Source organism: Pseudomonas nicosulfuronedens (assembly GCF_005877905.1).
In the GTDB taxonomy this organism is placed as follows: domain Bacteria; phylum Pseudomonadota; class Gammaproteobacteria; order Pseudomonadales; family Pseudomonadaceae; genus Pseudomonas; species Pseudomonas nicosulfuronedens.
In genome coordinates this window covers 17,797-41,833 of record NZ_SWDV01000027.1, presented here as the reverse complement: position 1 = coordinate 41,833, position 24,037 = coordinate 17,797, and the positions used below count along the sequence as shown (strand labels likewise).

General features: G+C 66.2%; 26 protein-coding genes. 16 read left to right on the top strand and 10 right to left on the bottom strand.

The features are described from left to right. Positions 1–96 precede the first annotated feature (96 nt). Positions 97–945, top strand: coding sequence for a cache domain-containing protein (locus FAS41_RS19965; RefSeq protein WP_246084901.1), 849 nt, complete (start codon positions 97–99; stop codon positions 943–945). Positions 946–1,009: 64 nt separating this feature from the next. Here FAS41_RS19965 and folE read toward each other — a convergent pair whose 3' ends face one another. From folE to FAS41_RS19945, 4 genes are all read right to left on the bottom strand, one after another. Beyond that, entirely contained in the window at positions 1,010–1,555 is a 546-nt protein-coding gene (gene folE, locus FAS41_RS19960) for a GTP cyclohydrolase I FolE (RefSeq protein WP_024765420.1), read from the bottom strand. 131 nt (positions 1,556–1,686) lie between these two features. Continuing rightward, positions 1,687–2,244: a Smr/MutS family protein gene (locus FAS41_RS19955; RefSeq protein ID WP_138525180.1), complete on the bottom strand. Its 558-nt coding sequence runs from the start codon at positions 2,242–2,244 to the stop codon at positions 1,687–1,689. Between the two features lie 78 nt (positions 2,245–2,322). Then, the gene (locus FAS41_RS19950; RefSeq protein WP_138525179.1) at positions 2,323–2,643 is read right to left on the bottom strand and encodes a hypothetical protein; all 321 of its coding nucleotides are present in this window, start codon (positions 2,641–2,643) and stop codon (positions 2,323–2,325) included. A 173-nt stretch (positions 2,644–2,816) separates the two neighbouring features. Further along, positions 2,817–3,413: a cysteine hydrolase family protein gene (locus FAS41_RS19945; RefSeq protein WP_138525178.1), complete on the bottom strand. Its 597-nt coding sequence runs from the start codon at positions 3,411–3,413 to the stop codon at positions 2,817–2,819. Between the two features lie 181 nt (positions 3,414–3,594). On the opposite strand from FAS41_RS19945, the gene prmB reads away from it, so the two are divergent. Beyond that, entirely contained in the window at positions 3,595–4,509 is a 915-nt protein-coding gene (gene prmB, locus FAS41_RS19940) for a 50S ribosomal protein L3 N(5)-glutamine methyltransferase (protein ID WP_138525177.1), read from the top strand. Between the two features lie 151 nt (positions 4,510–4,660). On the opposite strand, the gene FAS41_RS19935 is transcribed toward prmB, so the two are convergent. Both FAS41_RS19935 and FAS41_RS19930 read right to left on the bottom strand, forming a co-directional pair. Further along, the gene (locus FAS41_RS19935; protein ID WP_138525176.1) at positions 4,661–5,440 is read right to left on the bottom strand and encodes a hypothetical protein; all 780 of its coding nucleotides are present in this window, start codon (positions 5,438–5,440) and stop codon (positions 4,661–4,663) included. Between the two features lie 49 nt (positions 5,441–5,489). Beyond that, positions 5,490–6,530: an alpha/beta hydrolase gene (locus FAS41_RS19930; protein WP_138525175.1), complete on the bottom strand. Its 1,041-nt coding sequence runs from the start codon at positions 6,528–6,530 to the stop codon at positions 5,490–5,492. Between the two features lie 123 nt (positions 6,531–6,653). On the opposite strand from FAS41_RS19930, the gene aroC reads away from it, so the two are divergent. From aroC to mtnC, 5 genes are all read left to right on the top strand, one after another. Then, the gene (gene aroC, locus FAS41_RS19925) at positions 6,654–7,745 is read left to right on the top strand and encodes a chorismate synthase (RefSeq protein WP_138525174.1); all 1,092 of its coding nucleotides are present in this window, start codon (positions 6,654–6,656) and stop codon (positions 7,743–7,745) included. 55 nt (positions 7,746–7,800) lie between these two features. Next, positions 7,801–8,961, top strand: a complete 1,161-nt coding sequence (locus FAS41_RS19920; RefSeq protein WP_138525173.1) for an MFS transporter — start codon at positions 7,801–7,803, stop codon at positions 8,959–8,961. After that, positions 8,945–9,571, top strand: a complete 627-nt coding sequence (locus FAS41_RS19915; protein WP_138525172.1) for a methylthioribulose 1-phosphate dehydratase — start codon at positions 8,945–8,947, stop codon at positions 9,569–9,571. The genes FAS41_RS19920 and FAS41_RS19915 overlap by 17 nt, the downstream gene beginning before the upstream one ends. 47 nt (positions 9,572–9,618) lie before the next feature. Then, positions 9,619–10,164, top strand: a complete 546-nt coding sequence (locus tag FAS41_RS19910; protein WP_138525171.1) for a 1,2-dihydroxy-3-keto-5-methylthiopentene dioxygenase — start codon at positions 9,619–9,621, stop codon at positions 10,162–10,164. A 172-nt stretch (positions 10,165–10,336) separates the two neighbouring features. Beyond that, positions 10,337–11,020, top strand: coding sequence for an acireductone synthase (mtnC, locus tag FAS41_RS19905; RefSeq protein WP_138525170.1), 684 nt, complete (start codon positions 10,337–10,339; stop codon positions 11,018–11,020). A gap of 4 nt (positions 11,021–11,024) precedes the next feature. Here the strand turns inward: mtnC and FAS41_RS19900 are convergent, their stop codons facing one another. Continuing rightward, positions 11,025–11,918: an endonuclease/exonuclease/phosphatase family protein gene (locus FAS41_RS19900; RefSeq protein ID WP_138525169.1), complete on the bottom strand. Its 894-nt coding sequence runs from the start codon at positions 11,916–11,918 to the stop codon at positions 11,025–11,027. 68 nt (positions 11,919–11,986) lie between these two features. Here FAS41_RS19900 and FAS41_RS19895 point away from each other — a divergent pair, with 68 nt between their 5' ends. Then, the gene (locus tag FAS41_RS19895; protein WP_138525168.1) at positions 11,987–12,178 is read left to right on the top strand and encodes a PLDc N-terminal domain-containing protein; all 192 of its coding nucleotides are present in this window, start codon (positions 11,987–11,989) and stop codon (positions 12,176–12,178) included. A gap of 37 nt (positions 12,179–12,215) precedes the next feature. After that, positions 12,216–12,749, top strand: coding sequence for a methylated-DNA--[protein]-cysteine S-methyltransferase (locus FAS41_RS19890; RefSeq protein WP_138525167.1), 534 nt, complete (start codon positions 12,216–12,218; stop codon positions 12,747–12,749). Positions 12,750–12,757: 8 nt separating this feature from the next. Here FAS41_RS19890 and FAS41_RS19885 read toward each other — a convergent pair whose 3' ends face one another. Together FAS41_RS19885 and FAS41_RS19880 are read right to left on the bottom strand one after the other, a co-directional pair. After that, the gene (locus FAS41_RS19885; protein WP_138525166.1) at positions 12,758–13,234 is read right to left on the bottom strand and encodes a methylated-DNA--[protein]-cysteine S-methyltransferase; all 477 of its coding nucleotides are present in this window, start codon (positions 13,232–13,234) and stop codon (positions 12,758–12,760) included. Positions 13,235–13,236: 2 nt separating this feature from the next. Next, positions 13,237–14,142, bottom strand: a complete 906-nt coding sequence (locus tag FAS41_RS19880) for a DNA-3-methyladenine glycosylase family protein (protein ID WP_138525165.1) — start codon at positions 14,140–14,142, stop codon at positions 13,237–13,239. A 194-nt stretch (positions 14,143–14,336) separates the two neighbouring features. On the opposite strand from FAS41_RS19880, the gene speE reads away from it, so the two are divergent. From speE to FAS41_RS19865, 3 genes are all read left to right on the top strand, one after another. Next, entirely contained in the window at positions 14,337–15,197 is an 861-nt protein-coding gene (speE, locus tag FAS41_RS19875; RefSeq protein WP_138525164.1) for a polyamine aminopropyltransferase, read from the top strand. A gap of 323 nt (positions 15,198–15,520) precedes the next feature. Continuing rightward, positions 15,521–17,599, top strand: coding sequence for an LTA synthase family protein (locus tag FAS41_RS19870; RefSeq protein ID WP_138525163.1), 2,079 nt, complete (start codon positions 15,521–15,523; stop codon positions 17,597–17,599). Between the two features lie 268 nt (positions 17,600–17,867). Beyond that, a complete protein-coding gene (locus FAS41_RS19865) occupies positions 17,868–18,653 on the top strand; it encodes a sulfite exporter TauE/SafE family protein (RefSeq protein WP_081520618.1) in 786 nt (261 codons plus the stop codon). 14 nt (positions 18,654–18,667) lie between these two features. Here the strand turns inward: FAS41_RS19865 and FAS41_RS19860 are convergent, their stop codons facing one another. After that, positions 18,668–19,684, bottom strand: a complete 1,017-nt coding sequence (locus tag FAS41_RS19860) for an AraC family transcriptional regulator (protein ID WP_138525162.1) — start codon at positions 19,682–19,684, stop codon at positions 18,668–18,670. A gap of 130 nt (positions 19,685–19,814) precedes the next feature. Here FAS41_RS19860 and FAS41_RS19855 point away from each other — a divergent pair, with 130 nt between their 5' ends. The 4 genes from FAS41_RS19855 (at position 19,815) to FAS41_RS19840 (ending at position 23,830) form a co-directional block, all read left to right on the top strand. Further along, positions 19,815–21,290, top strand: a complete 1,476-nt coding sequence (locus FAS41_RS19855; RefSeq protein ID WP_138525161.1) for a flavin-containing monooxygenase — start codon at positions 19,815–19,817, stop codon at positions 21,288–21,290. Further along, on the top strand, positions 21,274–22,236 hold the full coding sequence (locus FAS41_RS19850; protein WP_138525160.1) for an alpha/beta hydrolase: 963 nt from the start codon (positions 21,274–21,276) through the stop codon (positions 22,234–22,236). Before FAS41_RS19855 ends, FAS41_RS19850 begins: the two co-directional genes overlap by 17 nt. Then, positions 22,233–22,991 carry an SDR family oxidoreductase gene (locus FAS41_RS19845; protein ID WP_138525159.1) on the top strand — a complete coding sequence of 253 codons (759 nt, stop codon included), beginning with the start codon at positions 22,233–22,235 and terminating at the stop codon, positions 22,989–22,991. The genes FAS41_RS19850 and FAS41_RS19845 overlap by 4 nt, the downstream gene beginning before the upstream one ends. 155 nt (positions 22,992–23,146) lie before the next feature. Continuing rightward, positions 23,147–23,830: a hypothetical protein gene (locus tag FAS41_RS19840; RefSeq protein WP_138525158.1), complete on the top strand. Its 684-nt coding sequence runs from the start codon at positions 23,147–23,149 to the stop codon at positions 23,828–23,830. Positions 23,831–24,037 lie beyond the last annotated feature (207 nt).

Below are 24,037 nucleotides of genomic sequence, written 5' to 3'. Positions count from 1 at the left end.
TTTCGCAACACTTTGCCGGTGAATGCCGACGCGATTCCCCCACGGCTAACTATGCTCTGTGCACAACTACAAGCAATGCCACGGGGGTATTCGCGCATGAAGACGCTGTTGAAGTCACTGCTGCTGCTTTCTTTCCTGTCGTCCTTCCCATTGTTCGCCGCTCAGTCGGCCACCTCGCAGTCGGACGACCAGCGCGCCAAGGCACTGCTGTCCAAGGCGGTGGCCGCATACAAGCAGGAGGGCGACAAGGCCTTCGCCGCGTTCAGTCGCCAGGGCGAGTTCGTCGATGGCGACCTCTACGTCTTCGTGGTGGACAGCCACGGCACCATGCTTGCCAGCGGCGGGCCGTCGGTGGTGCTGATCGGCCGGGATGTTTCCTCTACGCTTGATCCCGCGCTGCAGCAGCAGTTCGCCAAGACGCTGAAGTCGCCGGAGACGGGCAAGGTTCAGCAGGCCGACTACCGCTGGAAGAACTGGGCGGACGGGCAGGTGGAGCGCAAGCACGTCTATTACCAGCGCGTCGGCGAGCGCTTCCTCGCGGTGGGCTACTACATTCCGCGTGCCTCGGCGCAACAGGCCGCCGCCATGCTGGACAAGGCGGTGAAGGCCGTGGAGGTCGACCCGGAAGGCACCTTCAAGCAGATCACCGCACGGGACAAGGCCTTCATCGAGGATGACCTCTACGTCTTCGTGGTCGACCTGGATACCTCGAAGTTCGTCGCCCATGGCTTCAACACACGGATGGTCGGCACCGATTTCGACTCGCTCAAGGACCCGGGCGGTAACCCCATCGGCCACGCCATGCTGGAACTGGTGAAGGCCAAGGGCGAAGCCGAGTTCGAGTACCAGTGGCGCAACCCGGTGACCAGCAAGGTGGAGAACAAGCACGCCTTCCTGCGCAAGGCTGGCCACTATCTGGTCGCGGTGGGTTACTACACTCGCTGATCCCTTTCCTGCAGGCACAAAAAACCGGCCCTGGGGCCGGTTTTTTCATGGCGGCGGTTCGCGATCAGCGGATCAGGCTGAGGAACTCGCTGCGGGTGGCGGCGTTCTCGCGGAACTCGCCGAGCATCACCGAGGTGACCATCGAGGAGTTCTGCTTCTCCACGCCGCGCATCATCATGCACATGTGCTTGGCCTCGATCACCACGGCCACGCCCAGCGCGCCGGTGACCTGCTGCACGGCCTCGGCGATCTGCCGGGACATGTTCTCCTGGATCTGCAGGCGGCGGGCGTACATGTCGACGATGCGCGCGACCTTGGACAGGCCCAGGACTTTGCCATTGGGGATATAGGCGACGTGCGCCTTGCCAATGAACGGCAGCAGGTGGTGTTCGCACAGCGAGTAGAGCTCGATGTCCTTGACCAGCACCATTTCGCTGTTGTCGGAGCTGAACAGGGCGCCGTTGACGATCTCCTCCAGCGTCTGCTGGTAGCCGCGGCAAAGGTACTGCATGGCCTTGGCGGCACGCTTGGGCGTGTCGACCAGACCTTCGCGGGTGACGTCCTCACCGAGTTGGCTGAGGATCGCGGAGTAGTTTTGTTCCAGGGACATGATCTACCTGTGGCAATGACAAAAATAGAAACCGTGGCGCAGGGTAGGGCGCTCCGCCTTGGCTGGCAAGGCCCGCGCGCCGGTTGGCGCGTTATGGCGGGTGGTTTGTCGCCAGGCGCGCGGCCAGGGTTTTACTCGTCGCGGCCTTCGAGCATGGTGCGCCGCAGCATCACGTAGATGGCGCCGGTGCCGCCGTGGCGCGGCAGGCAGGAGGTGAAGCCAAGCACTTGCGGGTGCTGGCGCAGCCAGGTGTTCACGTGGCTCTTCACCATCGGGCTGCGGCCGTCGATGCGCGCGGCCTTGCCGTGGGTGACGCGGACGCAGCGGATCTCGAACTTGGTGGCTTCGGCAATGAAGTCCCAGAGGGTTTCGCGGGCGGTCTCGATTTTCATGCCGTGCAGGTCGAGGCTGCCTTCGAAGGCGATCTGGCCGGCCTTGAGCTTGCGGATCTGGCCTTCCTGGACGCCGTCGCGGGCCCAGTAGAGTTCGTCTTCGGGGCCGACGTCGATGACGAACTGGTCGGACAGGCCGTCCACCCGGATGTTCTCGGTACGCACGGTCGCGTTCTGCCGCAGCTCCTTGAGCTGTTTGCGGTCGGCCTTGGGTTTGCCGGTGTCGGCCTGGTCCACGGTGATGCGCTTGACGCCGCGCATCTCGCGGGCGAACTGGGAAAAATCGTCGTCTTGCATGCGCACCTCCTCGAAGAGCCGCGCAGTCTAACGGATCGTGCCTGCCCTGCGGAAATTCGTCACATTGCCCGTGGGAGATCAGTCGCGGCGCTTCATCAGTCGAGGCGACAGGCTCAGGCCTTCGCGGCCGCGGGCGCGGCGGCGGGCGGCGCGCCAGAAGGTGACGCCCAGCCAGAGGCAGAGCAGGCCGATCACCAGTAGCACGGCGCCGGCGCCCGGTTCGATGTGCAGTACGCCCACGGCGGGTTGGCGACGGAGCAGGGCGGCAACGCCAGCCATGGCGGACAGGATGCCGAAGGTGGCGATCACTGCGGCGATCGCGGCGGCGAAGCGCCAGCGCCAGCGGCCCGGACGTTTCGGGCGCAGGCTGGGTGGATCGAATTTCTCGGTCATCTTCATCCCGACTTCCTCATCTGTTGAACGAGGCTATGACCGGTGGGGAGGGGTGGGGTTCCAACCCCAGGGTCGGGAAGCGCGGCGAACCCACTGGGTGAGCGGGTTCGCGGGCTTTCGCGCCTAAGCTGAGCCTAACCCCGGGCGCTTGTCGTTGCCGCCCGTCGGGACGAATGGCTTCACACCAGCGCCTGGGCCTGTGCGACCACGGCGGCGAAGTTGTCGCCCAGGGCGGCGATTTCCGCTCGGTGCAGGTCGCGGGCCGCGAGCACGCCACCTTCGGGAGTGGGGATGTCGCGGGTGGCGCAGGCCGCATCCACCAGGGTGCAGCGGTAGCCGTAATCCTTGGCGGCGCGGACGGTGGTGCTGATGCTGGAGTGGGTCATGAACCCGCAGACGATCAGGTCCAGGCGGCCGCTGGCCTGCAGGCGGTCATGCAGGTCGGTGCCGGCGAAGGCGTTGGGCAGGCGCTTGTCCACCACCACCTCGCCCGGCAACGGAGCCAGCTCGGGGAGGAAGCGGCCGCGCGGGCCCTGCGGGTCGAGCAGGCCGCCGACCACGCCCAGATGGTGCACGTGGACGATCGGGGTGCCCATGTTCCGGGCCGCCTCCAGCAGCAGGCGAATCTGCGCCACCGCGGCGTCCAGGTCGGGCAGCGCCAGTACGCCGCTGCGGTACTCCTCCTGGGCATCGATGATCAACAGAGTGCTCTGGCGCAGGGTGGCCGGCGGATATCCGCGCCCACTGATCTGCAGCATGCTGAGCGGATGGGACATGTCACGACTCCTGTAAATGCATGTTCACTCATTGTGGGCCGTAACGCGTCCGCTGTGAATCTTTGCGAACTCGCGCCAAAGTGGTATTGGCATTCTTCTCAGGAACTGCCCGGAGGCGCCCCAGAGGTTCCCTGCTGAGCTAGAATGCGCCCCTTTTTTGCGAGCTGCGAGGACTGCTGCCGTGACCGAATCCCGTTTGCTGACCCTGCGTGACCATATCCGCTGGGCCGTCAGCCGCTTCCACGCCGAGGAACTGTTCTTTGGCCACGGTACCGACAATGCCTGGGACGAAGCCCGCCAACTGGTGCTGGGTGCGCTGCACCTGCCCTGGGAAATGGCCGATGCCTACCTGGACTGCCGCCTCGAGGACGAGGAGCGCGAATACCTGATGCACCTGCTGCGTCGGCGCATCGACGAGCGCGTGCCCACCGCCTACCTGCTGGGCGAAGCCTGGTTCTGCGGCATGCCCTTCGTGGTGGACGAGCGCGTACTGGTGCCGCGTTCCCCGATTGCCGAATTGATCGAACGCCGCTTCGAGCCCTGGCTGGCGCACGATCCCGCGCGAATCCTGGACCTGTGCACCGGCTCGGGCTGCATCGGCATCGCCTGCGCCAGCGCCTTCCCGGAGTCCGAAGTGGTGCTGGGCGATTTGTCGTTCGACGCCCTGGAAGTGGCCAACATCAACATCGAGCGCCACGAACTGGGCGAGCGCGTCTATACCGTGCAGGGCGATGGCTTCGAAGGCCTGCCGGGCCAGCGCTTCGACCTGATCGTGTCGAACCCGCCCTATGTCGACGCGGAAGACTTCGCCGACATGCCCGCCGAATACCACCATGAGCCGGAACTGGGCCTGGCCTGTGGCAATGACGGTCTGGACCTGGTGCGGCGGATGCTGGCAGAGGCCGCGGACCACCTGACCGAACGCGGCACCCTGGTGGTGGAAGTGGGCAACAGCCAGGTGCATGTGACGGCGTTGTACCCGGAAGTGGACTTCACCTGGCTCGACTTCGAGTACGGCGGCCATGGCGTATTCCTGCTCTCGGCGCAGCAGTGCCGTGAGCATCAGGACCTGTTCAAGGCACGGGTGAAGGCCTGATCCGCTCCGCAAGTGGGGTGAACCTGTAGGAGCGAGCTTGCTCGCGAACGGATTTACCGGTTACCCCGGTGCTTGGCCGGTTCGCGAGCAAGCTCGCTCCTACAAAAAACTCCGGGCTCACTCGGCGCGGGCCATCGACGGCAATCCGCGCCTAGTGCGTGGCGATCCAGATCAGCAGCCCGGCCTGGAATACGGCGAACACCGTCAGGCAGGCGATGGTGAAGCGCAGGCTGGTGTCATCGCGGCGGAAGGTTTCGATGCGCTGCTCCAGCCGGCGGATCTCGTTGGACTGGGTGGCGAGGTTCTGGTCGGCCTGTTCCAGCATGGAGCCGGCCTCCAGCAGCGGCAGAATCTGCACCTTGTCCTTGTGCCAGTCGTCATACAGTTCGCTGACCCTACCGACGCTGTAGCGTGCCTTCAGCAGCCGCGAATCCTCGTAGATCACATCGAAGCCCTGGGCGCGCAGGAAGTGGTCGCGGCGCTGCCGGGCCTCTTCATTGGGCGCGTCCTTCATCGCCAGCGCGCCGCCCTCGACGCGGTAGTGCGACCACTTCTTTTTCGCCCAGGCCACCCCCTGGGCCAGCAGGAAGCGCCCGAGGCCGCGGTTCAGCGGTTCGGTGGCGAAGCCTGAATCGGCGCCGAAGCGCACTTCCTTGTTGCGGTGGTCCGCCCAGACCTCCAGCAGGTTCACTTCCTTGCGCAGCACCAGGCCGGGCACCTGAACCGTCAGGCGCAGCAGGCTCTGCTCGGCGTTGTGGCGTTCCACCCGGCCGAATTGGACAAAACGCAACGGCCGCGCACCCGTGGTGCGATCGGTGGGCAACGGCGCCAGGCGCAGCAGGCGATAGTGTTCCGGCGCAAGCTCGGCCCATGGGTGCGGGCGGGCGGCGGCCTCGTCGGCGGCGACGGCGGTCTGTTCGGCTTCGGTCATGGGGATCTACCTCGGGGCCTGGCGGGCGTGGCCAGGGCTCTCCCGTGGTTTATCGACGCACCGGCGCATTTCTTGAGACGGTCGCTCCAGATTCCGCCAAGGTGCCGCCCGGCAGGCCCTGGGCCTTCTGGATAAAGGCGCTGACGCGCTCCACCAGCTCGCGGGCCAGCGGCAGATTGGGGTTGTTGTAGGAGGCGAGTTGCTGCGGACCGCTGGTCGGAACGATGCGCAGGATGTGGTTCATCCCCGAAATCAGGTGGAAGTCGCTGTCGGGCTTGGCGCGCTTGAGCGCCTGCGCGTCCTCGACGCCGACCTGGATGTCGTTGGTGCCCTGCAGGATCAGGGTGGGCAGCTTGAGCATGGCGAATGCTCGGGCCGGGTCCTGGCGGAACAGCGAGATCAGGTAGGGCTGCACGCTGGGGCGGAACAGCACTTTCAGTGGCTCTGGCACCTTGGGTTGCAGTTGCCCGGCCTGCAGGCCGTCGATCAGCTGGTCGGCCTGCGCCAGCAGTGGCGGGGCCAGCCGGCCCTGCAGCTGTTCGCGCAGCACGTCGCCGATCGGGCGGGCGCTGCCGGCCAGGGAAACCAGTGCCTCGGCGTGGGTTTGCGGCGCAGCGAGGCTGGCGATCAGCGCGCCTTCGCTGTGGCCGATGAGAATCTGCCGGCCGAAGCGTGGGTCGTGGGCCAGCTTGTCGCTCCACGCCACCACATCGCTGACGTAGGCCTCGACGCTGAGCTCTTCCTCGCGCGGCGCCGCCGGCAGGCTGCGGGCTACACCGCGCTTGTCATAGCGCACGCTGGCGATGCCGTTCTCCGCCAGCGCTTCGGCCAGCTTGCGCAGGTAGGCGTTCTGCCCGCCCTCGGGATTGTTGCCGTCGCGGTCGGTGGGGCCGGAGCCGGCGATCAGCAGGGCCACGGGCGGCGGGCTCTGGGGCGAAGGCGACTGGGGTAGCAGCAGGGTACCGCGCAGCACACCGTGGCCTGTGTCCAGGTCATAGGGGCGTTGCAGGATGCTGGTGGGGGCGGCCAGGGCCACTGAGGAGGCGAGGCCGGCGAACAGGTAGAGGCAGAACAGGGCAAGACGGCGCATCGAGGACTTCGCGATGGGGCTGATGGCGCTTTGATCCTCGCGGGCGGCGAAGGTTCGCAGGGCGGATTGACGCAGGTATACTGCTCGGCCTTTTCGAATCCCAGCCTTTTCGCGGAGCCTCGCATGTCCGGCAACACCTACGGCAAGCTGTTCACCGTCACCACCGCTGGCGAAAGCCACGGCCCGGCGCTGGTCGCCATCGTCGACGGCTGCCCGCCCGGCCTGGAGATTTCCCTGGAAGACCTGCAGCGCGACCTGGACCGCCGCAAGCCCGGTACCAGCCGCCACACCACCCAGCGCCAGGAAGCCGACGAGGTGGAAATCCTCTCCGGTGTGTTCGAGGGCAAGACCACCGGTACTCCCATCGGCCTGCTGATCCGCAACACCGACCAGAAGTCCAAGGACTACTCGGCGATCAAGGACCTGTTCCGCCCGGCCCACGCCGACTACACCTACCACCACAAGTACGGCATCCGCGACTACCGTGGCGGCGGCCGTTCCTCGGCGCGCGAGACCGCCATGCGCGTGGCCGCCGGCGCCATCGCCAAGAAGGTGCTGGCGGGCATGGGCATCACCGTGCGCGGCTATATGAGCCAGCTCGGCCCGATCGAAATCCCCTTCAAGACCTGGGACAGCGTCGAAGACAACGCCTTCTTCAGCCCCGACCCGGACAAGGTGCCGGAGCTGGAGGCCTACATGGACCAGCTGCGCCGTGACCAGGATTCGGTGGGCGCGAAGATCACCGTGGTCGCCGAAGGCGTGCCGCCGGGCCTGGGCGAGCCGATCTTCGACCGCCTGGACGCCGAACTGGCCCACGCGCTGATGAGCATCAACGCGGTGAAGGGCGTGGAAATCGGCGCCGGCTTCGCCAGCGTTGCCCAGCGCGGCACCGAGCACCGCGATGAGCTGACTCCCGAGGGGTTCCTCTCGAACAACGCTGGCGGCATCCTCGGCGGTATCTCCTCCGGCCAGCCGATCATTGCCCACCTGGCGCTCAAGCCGACCTCCAGCATCACCACCCCCGGTCGTTCCATCGACGTGAACGGCGACCCGGTGGACGTGATCACCAAGGGCCGCCACGACCCCTGCGTGGGCATCCGCGCGACCCCCATCGCCGAGGCGATGATGGCCATCGTGCTGCTCGACCATCTGCTGCGCCACCGTGCGCAGAATGCCGACGTGAAGGTCGGCACCCCGGTCCTCGGCCAGCTCTGATCGACCTGGGCCCTCCGCGAGCCTCACGGCTCGCGAAGGGCTCGTCGCGCCGCCGATGACGCAGGTTCCCTACTGGCGGCTGTCCAGTTTCTACTTCTTCTACTTCTGCCTGTTGGGCGGAACGGCGCCGTTCCTCGCGCTGTATTTCCATCACCTGGGCTTTTCCAGCGCGCGGATCGGCGAGCTGGTCGCCATCCCCATGCTGATGCGCTGCGTGGCGCCGAACCTGTGGGGCTGGCTGGGCGACCGCAGCGGCCAACGGCTGGCCATCGTGCGCTTTGGCGCGGTGTGCACGGCGTTGTGCTTCTCCGGCATCTTCCTCGGCCACCGCTACGCGTGGCTGGCGTTGATCATGGCCGGACACGCGTTCTTCTGGCACGCGGTGCTGCCACAGTTCGAAGTGATCACCCTGGCGCACCTGAGCGGGCGCACCGAGAGCTACAGCCGTATCCGCCTGTGGGGCTCCATCGGCTTCATCTGCACCGTGGTCGGCCTGGGCTGGCTGTTCGAGTTCGCCAGCCTGGACGCCTACCCGCTGGCGCTGCTGGCGATCATGCTCGGCATCGTCGGCGCCAGCTGGTGGGTGCCGAACGCCCAGCCGCCGGCGCGGCAAGACGAGGCCAACGCCGGGGGCTTCCTCCAGCAACTGCTCAAGCCCGGCGTGCTCGCCTTCTATCTGTGCGTGTGCCTGATGCAGCTGTCCCATGGCCCGTACTACACCTTCCTGACCCTGCACCTGGAAGCGCTCGGCTACCCCCGCGGGCTGATCGGCCAGCTCTGGGCGCTGGGTGTAGTGGCCGAGGTACTGCTGTTCCTGGTCATGCCGCGCCTGCTCAAGCGCTTCTCGCTGCGCCAGGTGCTGGTGGCGAGCTTCCTGCTGGCGGCCTTGCGCTGGCTTTTGCTGGGCACACTGGCCGGGCACCTGCCGGTATTGCTGTTCGCCCAGTTGCTGCACGCAGCGACCTTCGGCAGCTTCCACGCCGCCGCCATCCATTTCGTCCAGCGCAGCTTCCAGGCGCGCCAGCAGGGCCAGGGCCAGGCGCTCTATGCCGCACTGGCGGGGACCGGCGGTGCGCTGGGCGCGCTTTACTCCGGCTACAGCTGGGGTAGCCTGGGCCCGGTCTGGACTTTCTCCATCGCCAGCATCGCTGCGCTGGCCGCCGCCTTCATCATCTGGACCCGTCTGAACGAGGACCCGCATGAACGACACCCGTGAACAGCTGACCCGGCAGATCATCGACGCCGGTCGCTTCCTCTATGGCCGTGGCTGGTCGCCGGCCACCAGCAGCAACTACTCGGCGCGCCTGGCGGCCGACCGCGCGCTGCTCACCGTTTCGGGCAAGCACAAGGGGCAGCTCGGCGAGGACGATGTGCTGGAAACCGACCTGGCCGGCAATAGCCTGGAGCCGGGCAAGAAGCCTTCGGCGGAAACCCTGCTGCACACCCAGCTCTACGCCTGGCGCCCGGAGATCGGTGCGGTGCTGCACACCCATTCGGTCAACGCCACCGTGCTGTCGCGCCTGACCGCCGGCGACCGCCTGGAGCTGCAAGACTACGAACTGCAGAAAGCCTTCAGCGGCGTCACCACCCATGAAGTCCGCGTCACCGTGCCAATCTTCGACAATGATCAGGACATCGCCCGCCTGGCTGCCAAGGTGCAGCCCTGGCTGGAGGCGCATCCGGACTGCCCCGGTTACCTGATCCGCGGCCACGGCCTGTACACTTGGGGCCCACGCATGGCCGATGCCCTGCGCCAGATCGAAGCCTTCGAGTTCCTCTTCGAATGCGAACTGAAAGTACTGAGCCTTCGCGGCGGCACGCGCTGAGCGAATCCGGCCCGCTTTTGAGAAAAAAGCCCAGAAGGACAACGACCATGAGCAGCCTGACCGTCTACCACGAATCCAACCCCGAGCAGCCACTGAAGCTGCTGACCCACGCCGAGGACATCGCTTCCACCCTCGGCGAGCTGGGCGTGCGTTTCCAGCGCTGGGCGGCCAACGCCCCCATCGTCCCCGGCGCCAGCCAGGAAGAAGTGATCGCCGCCTACCAGCACGAGATTCGCCGTTTGCAGGAAGAAGAGGGCTACGTCACCGTCGACGTGGTCAGCCTCACCGCCGACCATCCGCAAAAGGACGAGCTGCGCGCGAAGTTCCTCGACGAGCACCGCCATGGCGAGGACGAAGTACGTTTCTTCGTCGCCGGCCGGGGCCTGTTCACCCTGCACATCGAGGACCACGTCTACGCCGTGCAATGCGAGAAGAACGACCTGATCTCGGTGCCCGCCGGCACCCGCCACTGGTTCGACATGGGCGAGCGCCCGCACTTCGTCGCCATCCGCCTGTTCAACAACGCTGAGGGCTGGGTTGCGAAGTTCACCGGCGACGAGATCGCCAGGCGGTTTCCGCTGCTGGAAGACTGACCGCTTATGCCCCGGCATCGCCGGGGATTCGCGGACAAGGTCCGCTCCTACGGCAAGACGTGGTGCTCTTCGTAGGAGCGGAGCTTCTCCGCGATGCCTTTGCCCTGCCGCTGCCGGGCTATCGCGGACTTCAGTCCGTTCCTACGAATGCCATCGCTGCGCCGGAGTTTCCATGCCCATCAAAGCCATCCTCACCGACATCGAAGGCACCACCAGCGCGGTCAGCTTCGTTTTCGACGTGCTCTTCCCCTATGCCGCCGCGCACCTGCCGGACTACGTGCGCCAGCACGCCGCCGAGCTGGTCGTGGCCGAGCAACTGGCGGCCGTGCGCGCCGACAGCGGCGAGGCGAATGCTGACAGCGAACGCTGCATCGAAATTCTCCTCGGCTGGATCGCCGAGGACCGCAAGGCCACGCCGCTCAAAGCGTTGCAGGGCATGGTCTGGGAGCAGGGCTACCGTGCCGGCCAGCTCAAGGGCCATGTCTACCCGGATGCCGTCGACGCGCTGCGCCAGTGGCACGCCGAGGGCTACCAGCTGTACGTCTATTCCTCCGGCTCGATCCAGGCACAGAAACTGATCTTCGGCTGCTCCGAGGCCGGCGATCTGTCGCCCCTGTTCTCGGGTTACTTCGACACCACCAGCGGGCCCAAGCGGGAGGCCGGGTCTTACCAGCGCATCGCCGCCGCCATCGGTCTGCCGGGCGAGGAAATCCTCTTCCTTTCTGACGTGGTTCAGGAGCTGGACGCCGCGCAGCAGGCAGGCCTGCAGACCATCGGCCTGGCCCGCGAGGGAGGTGTGCTGGAAGGCCATGACACCGTGGCCAGCTTTGCGGTGATCGACCCGGCCCGGTTCTGACACGCTACCAGTCGATCCAGATGGGACGGTGATCCGAGCCGCGCCAGGCGTAGGCTCCCACACCGGACACTGGTGCTCTGGCGCTGACCAGCGCGTGGTCCAACGACAGCAAGCCAGGCAACCAGGTCGGTCGGCCATTGGGGCTGCTGCGGCGCAGTCCGGCGGCCTCGATGAAGTGGCGCAGGCGTGGTGAGAACGGGCTGCTGTTGAAGTCGCCAAGCACCAGCACCGGTGCTTTCTCCGCCCTGATCCGTGCGGCGAGCTGGCGTAGCGATTCGTCCCTGGCCAACGCCAGGTTCGCTCCCAGCGGCGGCGGTGGATGCACACCGTAGATCAGCCGGCCGTCGGCCAGCTCGGCACGGATGTATGGGTAGCCCTGTGCGGCGCCGCCCAGACCGAGGACCCGGCAAGACTTCAGCGGTACCCGGCTGAATAGCGCCAGGCCGAAGGGTGAGTCGTCATAGCGGGCGCAACCCGGCGGCAATCCTTGCAATCGTGTCTCCCATTCGTGGCTGGCTTCGGTCACGAAGATCACTTTTGCATCGACCGTCGCCAGCCAGCGGGCGTCTGCATCGGCAGCGGTATTGTCCACTCTCAGGTTGTAGCCCAACAGGCGCAGCGGGCCGGCGGCGCTCGGGCTGGAAACGTCTGGAGCGGGTGCCAGGCTCCAGGCTGCCAGCCCCATCCCGACGAGCAGGAACAGGGCGTCTTGCCAGTCGCGCCGGTGGAACACGGCGGCCAGCAGCAGGATGGCTGCATAGTGGGGAATGAAGTGGCTGCACAGTTCCGCGAGCCAGTGCCAGCGACCCAGTTCGCCGAGGCCGGCCGCCAGCAGCGCCAGCCATGCGAGGCAGCGCAGGCGGGCATTCAGGGAGTGAGGCAGGCGACTTTCGTCCATGGCGAGGTCCGAAGCTTCAACGCTGGCTATTCTGAGAGAACCTAACTTGCCGCGAAGAGAACTTCATCATGGGTTCCACCCTCAGTGGTCTGATCAGCCTGATCATCTTTGCCCTGGACATCTGGGCAATCATCAACGTCGTCAAAAGCGGTGCCGAACTGCCGATGAAGATCATCTGGATCCTGGTGATCGTCATCCTGCCGGTGCTCGGGTTGATCATCTGGGCCATCGCCGGGCCGCGCGGCAACGTGCGGGTCTGAGCTTGCGGTATCGATGCCAGGGGCAGACACTTCGCTGATGCATTACTGCCTGATCGAAACAGACCTCGGCTGGTTCGGGCTCGCTTGGAGCCCGCAGGGGATTACGCGTGCCTATCTGCCGGGTGACTCCGTACACAGCGTGCGCGAGCGCTTCGCCAAGCTGGGTAGTGAAACCGCCCAGTGGCCGGCATTCATCGACGAAGCCTGCCGGTTGATCCTCGGCTATGCGCGGGGCGAGGCGGTGTCGTTCGAGACGCTGCCGCTGGACTTGTCGGGGCAGAGCGATTTCCACCGTCGCGTCTACGACGACATCCTTCAATTGGGCCGCGGCGAAACCACGACCTACGGCGAGATCGCCCGGCGCCTGGGCGATGTCGGCTTGTCCCGCGCGGTGGGGCAGGCGATGGGCTCCAACCCGATCCCGTTGATCATTCCTTGCCACCGAGTACTCGCCAGCGGCGGCAAGACCGGCGGTTTCTCCGCGCCCGGTGGCAGCACCTCGAAGATGCGCATGCTGGCGCTGGAAGGTTACGAGGACCCGCAGGCCGCGCAGACCGCTTTCGATTTCTAGCTCGGCTGTCAGGCCGATTCCAGCGCGCCTTCCAGGCGCAGCAGCAACTCCTTGCGCGGCAGGCCACCGGCATAGCCGGTGAGGCTGCCGTTGCTGCCGATCACCCGGTGGCAGGGGACGATGATGCTGATCGGGTTGGCGCCGTTGGCCGCGCCCACCGCACGGATCGCCTTGGGCCGGCCGATGCGCCGCGCGAGTTCCGCGTAGACGGTGGTGTAGCCGTAGGGAATTTCCAGCAGCGCCTGCCAGACCTGGCGCTGGAACTCGGTGCCGCCGGTATTCAGCTTCACGTCGAAGCGCTGGCGCTTGCCGGCGAAGTATTCGTCCAGCTGGCGCGCCACGTCGTCCAGCAGCGGACTGCCTTCCTGCCAATCTGGTTGTGGGTAGTGGCGGACTTCCAGATCCATGTAGAGCATCCGCAGGCCGCCTTCGTCGCCGGCCAGCAGCAGGCGGCCGGTGGGGCTGTCGTGGTAGCGGTAGTGCATGGTCATCCTCCGGTACGGCCAGCCTGGGAATAGGCGTGCCACAGGTAGACGGCGGCGTAGGCGCGCCAGGGCCGCCAGGCTTCGGCGCGGCGTTGCAGCTCGCGGGCGGTAATGCCCTCGGCGCCCCAGACCGGCGACTTGAGCAGGCCCAGGTCGGCGGCGGGGAAGGCGTCTGGATCACCGAAGGCGCGCAGGGCAATGTATTCGGCGGTCCAGGGGCCGATGCCGGGGAGGGCGCAGAGGCGCTTCACCAGGTCCTCGGCGCCGTCGTCGACGTGCAGCTCCAATGCGCCGCTGGCGCAGGCGGCGGAGAAGCGCTGCAGGGTCTCCACGCGCTTGCCGGGCATGCCGATGCCGGCGAGGTCGGCTTCGGCCAGGGCCTCGGGGGTGGGAAACAGACGGGTCGGCTGGCCCGCGATGTCGCCGGGCAGCGCTTCACCCAGGCGCTGCACCAGCCGCCCGACGATGGTCACCGCAGCTTTCACCGTGACCTGCTGGCCGACGATGGCACGCACAGCCTGTTCGAACGGGTCGAACGCCGTGGGCAGGCGCAGGCCGGGGGCCTGTAGCAAGAGCGGGCCGAGGACGGCGTCACCGCCCAGGTGCGCGGCGATGTGGGTGGGATTGCTGTCCAGGTCGAACATCTTGCGCACCTGCGTCGTCAGTGTGTCGCTGTGACGGGACGGTACGTGCAGCTCCAGCGCCAGCTCTGCGGAGTCCTCCAGAGGCGCCACGCTGAACCAGCCGCTATCCGCGCCCAGCCTTACGCTGCGGGCGTAGCGCCGGGGCGACAGGCATTCGACACCGCTCAGGCTGCGCAGGGCGAAGTGGTCGTGGAACTGCTGCCAGTCCCAGGGGGCGTGGTAGGGCAGGCGGATGATGCGGGGGGCGGGGGCTGTGCTTTTCATGCAGCGACCTTACCTGTTGCGTGCCGGGCTGTCCTCCCGCGGCTGACTTTCAAACTGGAGCGGCCAGGCTCGTTATATAGAGGGTACCGACGGCAGGGTTCGACCTGTCATCTTCCGGCACGTAGAATGCGCGCCTCTTTCGGGGCGGCCCGGCCGTCCCCTCCTAGTGTCTTGTCCCGACGGGAGCCCACTGCATGCACGATTACCAGGAAACCCTCTACGACGGCTATGGCCAGCGTTTCAGCGTCGACAGGATGCTCCACGAGGTGCGCACCGAGCACCAGCACCTGGTGATCTTCGAGAATGCCCGCATGGGTCGCGTGATGGCGCTGGACGGCGTGATCCAGACCACCGAGGCCGACGAGTTCATCTACCACGAGATGCTCACCCACGTGCCGGTCCTCGCCCATGGCGCGGCCAAGCGCGTGCTGATCATCGGCGGTGGCGACGGCGGCATGCTGCGCGAGGTGGCCAAGCACGCCAGCGTCGAGCACATCACCATGGTCGAGATCGACGGCACCGTGGTCGACATGTGCAAGGAATTCCTGCCCAACCATTCCCAGGGTGCCTTCGACGATGCGCGCCTGAACCTGGTGATCGACGACGGCATGCGCTTCGTCGCCACCACCACGGAGAAGTTCGACGTGATCATCTCCGATTCCACCGATCCGATCGGCCCGGGCGAAGTGTTGTTCTCGGAAAACTTCTACCAGGCCTGCCACCGCTGCCTGAACGAGGGCGGCGTGCTGGTGACCCAGAACGGCACGCCGTTCATGCAGCTGGATACTGTGCGCAACACGGCGGGTCGCATGAACGGCCTGTTTGCCGACTGGCACTTCTACCAGGCGGCCGTGCCGACCTACATCGGCGGCTCGATGACCTTCGCCTGGGGCTCGACTAACCCGGCGCTGCGCAAGGTCGATGCCGCGACCCTGGCCCAGCGCTTCGCCGCCAGCGGAATTCAGACCCGCTATTACAACCCGGCCATCCACCAGGGCGCTTTCGCCCTGCCGCAGTACGTGCTGCAGGCTATCGGCAAGCCGGCCAACGACTGATGCACCGCTGCCCGCCGTGCCGATCGCACGGCGGGCAGGCGCACAGTGCCCCTGGATTTCCCGCCTGTCGGGACATTTTCTTCACAGGCCGTCCGGCACTATCCCCGCCGTCAGGCGGTCCCACCTGCGCCGGTTCACGCTTGCATCATTCGGAAACGAATCCCCGGCCAGGCTTAATGCCTGCTTAAGGCGCGCACAATAGAATGCGGCGCCGCTGCTTTTGCGGTGTAATGCCGCAGCCTTTCGCGCTCGCGCGGGCAGACCTTCCGCCCGGCCATGGCGATGCTCCTTCGAACCCTGAACGTTCACAACGGAACCAAGAAATGGGCCAATCAGAAGTCCTGACCAACCGCCAGACCGGTGCGAGCCTCACGCGGCCGACCGTGTCCAGCCACCTGGCGTTCACCGCGCTCAGCGTCGTTGCGCTGATGGTGATGTTTTCCCTGCTGCGCGTGGCGCTGCTGATCTACAACCGCGAGCTGATCGGCAGCACCCCGGCGTCCACCTTCGTCGAGGCCTTCATCACCGGCATGCGCTTCGACATCCGCGCGGTGGTCTACATCGTCGCCCCGCTGGTGTTTGCCATCGCCAGCGTGCGCGCCATGGGCTGGCGCTGGCTGTGGAAGGCCTGGCTGACCATCGCCGCGAGTATCACGCTGTTCCTCGGCGTGCTGGAGATGGACTTCTACCGCGAGTTCCACCAGCGCCTGAACAGCCTGGTGTTCCAGTACATGTCCGAAGACCCGAAGACGGTCATGAGCATGATCTGGTATGGCTACCCGGTGGTTCGCTACCTGTTGGCCTGGGCCTTTGCCACCTGGCTGCTGTACCTGGTGTTCCGTGGCATCGACCGCGCAACCCGTCCGGATGCTTCCGGTCCGCGCGCCGCCGCCTGGTACATCCGTGTGGCCGTGATGCTGGTAGTGATCGTGGTCTGCGTGGTTGCCGCTCGCGGCACCCTGCGCCAGGGCCCGCCGCTGCGCTGGGGCGATGCCTTCACCACGGATTCGATGTTCGCCAACCAACTGGGCCTGAACGGCACCCTGAGCCTGATCAAGGCCGCCGAGAGCCGCTTCCTGTCCGAAGACCGCGACAACATCTGGAAAGCCACCCTGCCGGTGGATCAGGCACGCGACGTGGTGCGCCAGATGCTGGTGATGCCGGACGACAAGCTGGTCGACGCCGATGACGCCGCCGTGCGCCGTGACTACACCCCGCCGGCCGATGGCACGCTGCCGATCAAGAACGTCGTGGTGATCCTCATGGAAAGCTTCGCCGGCCATTACGTCGGTGCGCTGGGCGGCAAGGGCGACATCACGCCGTACTTCGACAAGCTGAGCAAGGAAGGGCTGCTGTTCACCCAGTACTTCTCCAACGGCACCCACACGCACCAGGGCATGTTCGCCACCATGGCGTGCTTCCCCAACCTGCCGGGCTTCGAGTACCTGATGCAGACGCCCGAGGGCGGCCACAAGTTCTCCGGCCTGCCGCAGCTGCTGTCGGCGCGCAAGTTCGAGGACGTCTACGTCTACAACGGCGACTTCGCCTGGGACAACCAGTCCGGCTTCTTCGCCAACCAGGGCATGACCTCGTTCATCGGCCGTAACGACTTCGTCAACCCGGTGTTCTCCGACCCGACCTGGGGCGTGTCCGACCAGGACATGTTCGCCCGCGGCAACGAGGAGCTGGACAAGCTCGAAGCCACTGGCAAGCCGTTCTATGCCCTGCTGCAGACCCTCTCCAACCACGTGCCCTACGCACTGCCGAAGGACCTGCCGGTGGAGCGCGTAACCGGTAACGGCAGCCTCGACGAGCACCTGACGGCCATGCGTTATTCCGACTGGGCGCTGGGGCAGTTCTTCGAGAAGGCGAAGAAGTCGCCGTACTACAAGGACACCCTGTTCGTGGTCGTCGGCGACCATGGTTTCGGCAGCCCCGAGCAACTGACCGAGATGGACCTGTTCCGCTTCAACGTACCGCTGCTGCTGGTAGCCCCGGGCATCCAGGAGAAGTTCGGCGCGACCCGCGATACCGTTGGCACCCAGATCGACATCGTGCCGACCATCATGGGCCGCCTGGGCGGCGAAGTGCGTCACCAGTGCTGGGGCCGCGACCTGCTGAACCTGCCGGCTGGCGACAAGGGTATCGGCGTCATCAAGCCCTCGGGTAGCGAGCAGGTGGTCGCCGTGATCTCCGGCAACCGCATCCTGATCCGTCCGAAGGAAGGCGATATCCGCGTCTACGACTACAAGCTGGGCAGCGACTTTGGCGTGAAGCGTGTGGATGGCGCCACCGACCAGGAAAGCCTGCGCGTACGCCTGGAGTCCTTCATCCAGACCGCGACCAAGAGCCTGCTGGACAACACCGCTGGGGTGGTGGACGGCAAGCCTGACGCGAAGTGATCGAGCGCTAAGTGGAAAAGGGGCCTTCGGGCCCCTTTTTCGTTCCCACAGCGGAGCTCCCAGCAGGGGCGATTCATGCCCGCGATCATGCGCACAGTGAGCTCCTACAAGGCCCGTGCCAGAGACCTCGGACGAGAAATAAGCAACCAAACTAACGGTAAAAAGCAGTTATAAAGTAAGACCACATCGATCTAATGGATTATAAGAAAAGCCGTTATCCTGCCGCCCACACCACGAGGTGATCAGTTTCGCCAGTCAGGACGCGTAGATGGATGTTGGCAATATCGGTTTCGTAATCGCGGGTCTTGTCGTTGGCTTTATCGTGGGAATGACCGGTGTCGGCGGCGGTTCGCTGATGACGCCGATTCTCCTCTGGTTCGGTATCAACCCCGCCGCTGCAGTGGGTACCGACCTGCTCTATGCCGCCATCACCAAGTCCGGCGGCGTCCTGGTTCACCGCAAGAACGACAACATCGACTGGCGCATCACGGGTTGGCTGGCCCTGGGCAGCGTCCCGGCGGCGGCGCTGACGCTGCTGTTCCTGCACAGTCTGCACACCGATACCGCGGCCATGAACGCCGTGATCAAGAACGCCCTGGGTGTCGTGCTGCTGCTCACTGCGCTGGCGGTACTGTTCAAGAAGCAGGTGCTGGCCTTCGCCCAGCGCCATGCCGGCGACAGCTTCCACTTCAGCGGCTCGAAGCTGAACACCCTGACCGTGATCACCGGCGCCATCCTCGGCGCGATGGTCGCGCTGACCTCCATCGGCGCCGGCGCGCTGGGCACCGTGGCGCTGTTCATCCTTTATCCCTTCCTCGCCACCCGCCGTCTGGTCGGTACCGAGATCGCCCACGCCGTACCGCTCACCCTGGTCGCCGGCCTCGGCCACGCCAGCATGGGCAACATGGACTGGGGCCTGCTGGGCTACCTGCTGATCGGCTCGCTGCCGGGCATCTACGTCGGCAGCCACCTGGCCGGACGCATTCCGGACGGCATCCTGCGGCCGTGCCTGGCTGTGATGCTGGCGATGATCGGCTACAAGCTGGTCTTCTAAGCTCCCGAGAACACTCAGCTGCGGCGGAAACGCCCCGGTGTCACGCCTTTCCAGCGGCGGAAGGCGTGAATGAAGTTCGACACCTCGCCATAGCCGAGCCGCTCGGCAATCTCCTCCAGACGAATCGCCCCCGTGGCCAGCAACTCCTCGGCCAGCGCCTGGCGCACCTCGTCTAGCAGCGCGCGATAGCTGCTGCCTTCGGTTTCCAGCCGGCGGCGCAGCGTGCGCGACGTCATGTGCAGTTCATCCGCCAGTTGTTCCATGTCCGGCAGCCGCCCCGGCGTGCCCAGCAGACGATCGCGGATCTGTCCGGACAGCCCGGTGCGCACCTGGCGCCGGGCGAGCAGGGCGCGGCATTGTTCCTCGCAGCGGCGCGCTACTTCCGGATTGGCGCCGGGCAGCGGTAGTTCGAGAATACGGCTGTCGAAGACGATGCGGTTTTCCACCTGACCGAACAGCGGTTTCACTCCCAGTTCGTCGAGGTAAGGCTGCAGGTCGGCCGGCGCCTCGCGGCGGAACAGTGCCTGGCGGATCGGTGGCGGCTGGTTGGTGAGGTCGCGTTGGATACGCAGCACGCCGCCGCCGTCGCGGTCGATGAGGAAGTCGCGCAGGTCTTCCGGCACGGCCGCATCGTCCAGCAGCAGATGCGCCTCGCCGTCGTGTTCCTCCAGCGTCATGCGGTGGAAGGCATAGGTCAGGTCGAGGTAGCGCAGGCCCAGGTGCGCCGCGCTGAGGAAGGTCGAGCTGCTGAGCAGGGCGAAGCCCCAGATGCCATAGGTGTTGAGGTGATAGCGCAGGCCGGCCTTGAGGCCGATACCGGGGCGTTGACCAATGTGCCGGTTGATATTGCGCAGCAGCTCCAGTTCCTGGGTGGCTTCCACCTCGGCGCCGGGGTTGGCCAGCACGCCGATGTCCAGCCCGGTGCCGTCCAGGCACTGTTCCAGGGTCATGCCGTGGTCAAGGCCGAACTGGGCCATGAGCTGCACGCTGATGGCGCTGCGCCGGGGCGACCAGGGTGGGGTGGCAGGCATCGGAACCTCGGAAGTCGGAGTGACCGAAAGTCACAATTTTATGTCCGACTATGCCATAACCCGTGGCAGGAAGTCGCACTAGGATGTTGTCATCCGCCGCCGTGCGGACTTCGAAACCGGGAGCACAACAATGACAACACCTTCCCGCCGATCAGCCGCTCCGCGCGTGCTGATCATCGGTGCCGGCTTTGCCGGCCTGGGGTTGGCGATCCGCCTGCAGAAGGCCGGGATCGGCGACTTCCTGATCCTCGAAAAGGCCGCCGACGTTGGTGGCTGCTGGCGTGAGAACGTCTATCCGGGCGCCGCCTGCGACGTGCCTTCGCACCTGTATTCCTTTTCCTTCGAACCCAAGGCCGACTGGTCGCGCAAGTTCGCGCCCCAGGCGGAAATCCTCGATTACGCCCGGCACTGCGCGGACAAGTACCGCCTGCGCGAACGCATCCGCTTCAACTGCGAAGTGCGCGAGGCGAGCTTCGATGAAGCGGCTGGAGAGTGGCGAGTGACCTGCGCCGACGGTGAGGAGCTGCGCGCCCAGTCGGTGGTCTGTGCCCTCGGCCAGTTGAGCCGCCCGCTGATCCCGAAGCTGCCGGGTATCGAGCGCTTCCAGGGCAAGGCCTTCCATTCCGCGCAGTGGGACCACGGTGCGCCGCTGGAGGGCAAGCGCGTCGCGGTCGTCGGCACCGGCGCCAGTGCCATCCAGTTCGTCCCGCAGATCGCCCCGAAGGTAGCCGAGCTGCTGCTGTTCCAGCGCAGTGCTGCCTATGTGATCCCCAAGCCGGACCGTCCCTACGCCGACTGGGAACGCCGCATCAAGGCGCGCCTGCCTTGGCTGCAGCGCCTGGACCGCGGCCTGAAGTACGTCCAGCACGAGGCGCGGGCACTGGCCTTTACCGTGTTTCCGCCGATGATGAAGTTCATGCGGATCAGCTTCCACCTGCACATGCGCAAGAGCATCACCGACCCGCAGCTGCGCGCGCGGTTGCAGCCGGACTACCCCATGGGCTGCAAGCGCATCCTGATCAGCAACGACTATTACCCGGCGCTGGCGCGCAGCAACGTGAAGCTGGTGGATGCCGGCATCCGCGAGGTCACCGAAGACGCCATCGTCACCCGCGACGGTGTGCGGCATCCGGTGGACACCCTTATCTACGGCACCGGATTCGCCGCCACTGAGTTCCTCGCGCCGATGCGTATCACCGGCCTGGGCGGCCGTGAGCTGAACCAGGCCTGGAGCGACGGTGCCGAGGCCTACAAGGGCATCAGCGTCAGCGGTTTCCCCAACTTCTTCATCCTCTACGGGCCGAACACCAACCTGGGACACAACTCCATCATCTACATGCTGGAGAGCCAGTTCCCCTACGTGCTCGGCTGCCTGCAGCGGATTCAGCGCGAGGGCCTGAAGTACCTGGACCTCAAGCCACAGGCGCAGCAGGGCTTCAACCGCCAGTTGCAGCACGACCTGCAGCACACCATCTGGGAGCGCGGTTGCAGCAGCTGGTACAAGACCGAAAGCGGCCGCAATACCGTGAACTGGCCGGGCTTCACCTTCCGCTACCGCCAACAGACCCGTCAGCCGGAGTTCGCCGACTATGACTGCATCCGTTGAACCCGTGGTAACGCTGTCGACCCGCCAGAAACTGCTCACCGCCACCCTGCGCGGCACCCTCAACCTGCTGTTTCGCGGCCTGATGGGGCCGCAACTGCCGGTGAAGGCGCAACGCGCGCTATTGCGCGGGCTGACGGCCGCGACGTTGACGCCTCGGGGTGTGCATTGCGAGCAAACGAACCTGGGCGGCGTACCTGCCGAAGTCTGGCGGCCCGACCGTGGTGGTGAGGGCCGGGTGATCCTCTACCTTCACGGCGGCGCCTACCTGATCGGCTCGCCCGCCACGCACCGGGCGATCACCGCCAACCTGGCGCGGCGCTGCAAGGCCGAGGTCTGGGTGCTCGACTACCGCCTGGCGCCCGAGCATCGCTTCCCCGCCCAGCGTGAGGATGCCGTGGCGGCCTACCGCGCGTTACTGGACAAGGGCATTCCCGCGGCAGCCATCGCGGTGGCCGGGGATTCCGCCGGCGGTCACCTGACCTTGCAGCTGGCGTTGCAGGCCAAGGCCCAGAACCTGCCGACTCCGGGGGCTTTAGTGACCTTCTCGCCGGTCACCGATCTCACCGGTGAGCATTTGCACGCACCGGCGGCGGGCGATCCGCTGATCACCCGCGCCTGGATAGACAGCGCCATGGGCATGTTCTGCCCGCCGGGCGTGCCGCGCGCCGATGCGCAACTGTCGCCGCTGTATGCCGACCTCACCGGCCTGCCACCGTTGCTGATCCAGGTCGGCGAGGACGAAGTGCTGCGCAATGACAGCCTGCGCTTCGTCGCCGCTGCGCGGCGTTACGGCGCGACGGTCGAGCTGCAGCGCTTCCCCGGTTGCTGGCATGTGTTCCAGGCCCACGCTGGGTTGCTGGACGTGGCCGACCGAGCCTTGCAGGACGTAGCCCATTTTGTCGCCAGCCATCTACAGGTCGCCCCCATGCAAGGAGTGCAGCGATGAACACCATCCTCATCAGCGGGGCCGCCTCGGGCATCGGCGCCGCCACCGCGAAACTGTTCCATCAGCGCGGCTGGCGCGTCGGCCTGATCGACCTCAATCCTGAGCCGCTGGCGGCACTGTCTGCCGAGCTGGGCGGCGCCTGGCAGCGGGCGCTGGACGTCACCGACGCCGAGGCGGTGACGGCGGCGGTGCGCGAGTTCGCCGACACACACGACGGCCATCTGCGCCTGCTGTTCAATTGCGCAGGCATCCTGCGTTTCGGCCGCTTCGAGGACATCAGCCTGGCCGAGCACAATCGCATCATCGCCATCAACGTGCAGGGCGTGCTCAATTGCTGCTACGCCGCGCTGCCGTACCTCAAGCGCACGCCGGGCGCGCAGGTGTTGAACATGGGCTCGGCATCCGGACTCTATGGCGTGCCGCAGATGGCCAGTTACTCGGCCTCGAAGTTCGCGGTGCGCGGGCTGACCGAGGCGCTGGAGCTGGAATGGCGCGAGCTGGGCATCCGCGTTGCCGACCTGATGCCGCCGTTCGTGCGCACGCCGATGGTTGCCAGCCAGACCTTCGAGCCGCCGGTGCTGCGCCGCCTGGGCGTCACCCTGGTAGCCGAGGATATTGCCCGGGCCGCGTGGCGACAGGCGCAGAGCGGCGGCGTGCATCGGCCCATCGGAGCGATGTTCCGCGCCATGTACTGGTCCGGCCAGTTGTCGCCGCCGGCAATCAACCGCTGGGTGATGGCCTGGCTCAGCCGCTGAGCGCAACGCGCAGGCGTTCACGGTCCGTTTCGCGAATGCCCCGGAGAACGGCTGCGGTCAACGCCGCCAGCGGACGCTCCCTTTAGACTGCGTACTGAGAATCCGCCCTGGCCGGGTTGCGGCCGGGGCGACAATGCAGCCAAGGAGCCCGATTCGTGGAGCGATCGCGACTTTCCTGGAAAACCGCCTGGAACAAGGCCTGGGGCGACCTGACCGATCCGTTCGACCGGCTCAGCGAAGTCGCCTTCGGGGTGATCATGGCGCTGACCATCATCTCCGTCATTCCCACCGCGGCGGATGGCGCGGGACGGCAGCAACTGGTGCTGGCGGCGCTGGGCTGCAACCTGGCGTGGGGCATGGTCGATGCCCTGATGACCCTGGTCGGCATGCGCGTGGACCGCGAGCATCGGCACGCAGGCCTGCGCGCCTTGCGTGGGTCGGAGGACGAGAGGAGCTTTCGCGAAGGCCTGCGGGAATTCCTCCCGGACCTGATGGTGGATCACCTGCAGAGCAGTGACGTCCAGCGTCTGCGCAGCAACTTCCTGAAATCATTGCTCGGCACCGGGGAGGCCCCGAGCCTGGGTCGCGAGCATTGGCTCGCGTGGCTGATCCTGGCCGGCCATACCTTCGTCGCGACCTTGCCGATCATCCTGCCGCTGCTGGTCATTCATGACGACCTGTTGGCGCTGCGCATGGCACAGGTCACGGGCCTGCTGCTGATGTTCGGGCTGGGTTGGCTGCTGGCGCGCTGGGCCGGCGGTCGGCCGTGGCAGGGCGCCGTCGGTTTTGCCGCGCTGGGCGTGGCGATGACCGGCATCTGCCTGGCGCTGGGTGGATAGCTTCCCGGACGGCGCCATCCGGCTGCCGCCTGTCGCCGCCGAATGGGCGTTAGCGTCAAAGTAGCGGCAGGGCGCGCCGCCAGACGCTACGCTGAGAAATGTGGCCGGGAGATTTCCGCTGCGCCGCTCGGCGCGTTCGGCGGAGTTGGCCACCATTTCGGGGGACGTTGCGTCATTTGACGTTTCCCGGCGGCACACTGAAGTGCC

Coding starts and splice junctions, on each gene's coding strand:
- FAS41_RS19965 (WP_246084901.1), top strand. CDS start 97: ATGAAGACGCTGTTGAAGTCACTGCTGCTGCTTTCTTTCCTGTCGTCC.
- folE (WP_024765420.1), bottom strand. CDS start 1,555: ATGTCCCTGGAACAAAACTACTCCGCGATCCTCAGCCAACTCGGTGAG.
- FAS41_RS19955 (WP_138525180.1), bottom strand. CDS start 2,244: ATGCAAGACGACGATTTTTCCCAGTTCGCCCGCGAGATGCGCGGCGTC.
- FAS41_RS19950 (WP_138525179.1), bottom strand. CDS start 2,643: ATGAAGATGACCGAGAAATTCGATCCACCCAGCCTGCGCCCGAAACGT.
- FAS41_RS19945 (WP_138525178.1), bottom strand. CDS start 3,413: ATGTCCCATCCGCTCAGCATGCTGCAGATCAGTGGGCGCGGATATCCG.
- FAS41_RS19935 (WP_138525176.1), bottom strand. CDS start 5,440: ATGACCGAAGCCGAACAGACCGCCGTCGCCGCCGACGAGGCCGCCGCC.
- FAS41_RS19930 (WP_138525175.1), bottom strand. CDS start 6,530: ATGCGCCGTCTTGCCCTGTTCTGCCTCTACCTGTTCGCCGGCCTCGCC.
- aroC (WP_138525174.1), top strand. CDS start 6,654: ATGTCCGGCAACACCTACGGCAAGCTGTTCACCGTCACCACCGCTGGC.
- FAS41_RS19920 (WP_138525173.1), top strand. CDS start 7,801: ATGACGCAGGTTCCCTACTGGCGGCTGTCCAGTTTCTACTTCTTCTAC.
- FAS41_RS19915 (WP_138525172.1), top strand. CDS start 8,945: ATGAACGACACCCGTGAACAGCTGACCCGGCAGATCATCGACGCCGGT.
- FAS41_RS19910 (WP_138525171.1), top strand. CDS start 9,619: ATGAGCAGCCTGACCGTCTACCACGAATCCAACCCCGAGCAGCCACTG.
- mtnC (WP_138525170.1), top strand. CDS start 10,337: ATGCCCATCAAAGCCATCCTCACCGACATCGAAGGCACCACCAGCGCG.
- FAS41_RS19900 (WP_138525169.1), bottom strand. CDS start 11,918: ATGGACGAAAGTCGCCTGCCTCACTCCCTGAATGCCCGCCTGCGCTGC.
- FAS41_RS19895 (WP_138525168.1), top strand. CDS start 11,987: ATGGGTTCCACCCTCAGTGGTCTGATCAGCCTGATCATCTTTGCCCTG.
- FAS41_RS19890 (WP_138525167.1), top strand. CDS start 12,216: ATGCATTACTGCCTGATCGAAACAGACCTCGGCTGGTTCGGGCTCGCT.
- FAS41_RS19885 (WP_138525166.1), bottom strand. CDS start 13,234: ATGCACTACCGCTACCACGACAGCCCCACCGGCCGCCTGCTGCTGGCC.
- FAS41_RS19880 (WP_138525165.1), bottom strand. CDS start 14,142: ATGAAAAGCACAGCCCCCGCCCCCCGCATCATCCGCCTGCCCTACCAC.
- speE (WP_138525164.1), top strand. CDS start 14,337: ATGCACGATTACCAGGAAACCCTCTACGACGGCTATGGCCAGCGTTTC.
- FAS41_RS19870 (WP_138525163.1), top strand. CDS start 15,521: ATGGGCCAATCAGAAGTCCTGACCAACCGCCAGACCGGTGCGAGCCTC.
- FAS41_RS19865 (WP_081520618.1), top strand. CDS start 17,868: ATGGATGTTGGCAATATCGGTTTCGTAATCGCGGGTCTTGTCGTTGGC.
- FAS41_RS19860 (WP_138525162.1), bottom strand. CDS start 19,684: ATGCCTGCCACCCCACCCTGGTCGCCCCGGCGCAGCGCCATCAGCGTG.
- FAS41_RS19855 (WP_138525161.1), top strand. CDS start 19,815: ATGACAACACCTTCCCGCCGATCAGCCGCTCCGCGCGTGCTGATCATC.
- FAS41_RS19850 (WP_138525160.1), top strand. CDS start 21,274: ATGACTGCATCCGTTGAACCCGTGGTAACGCTGTCGACCCGCCAGAAA.
- FAS41_RS19845 (WP_138525159.1), top strand. CDS start 22,233: ATGAACACCATCCTCATCAGCGGGGCCGCCTCGGGCATCGGCGCCGCC.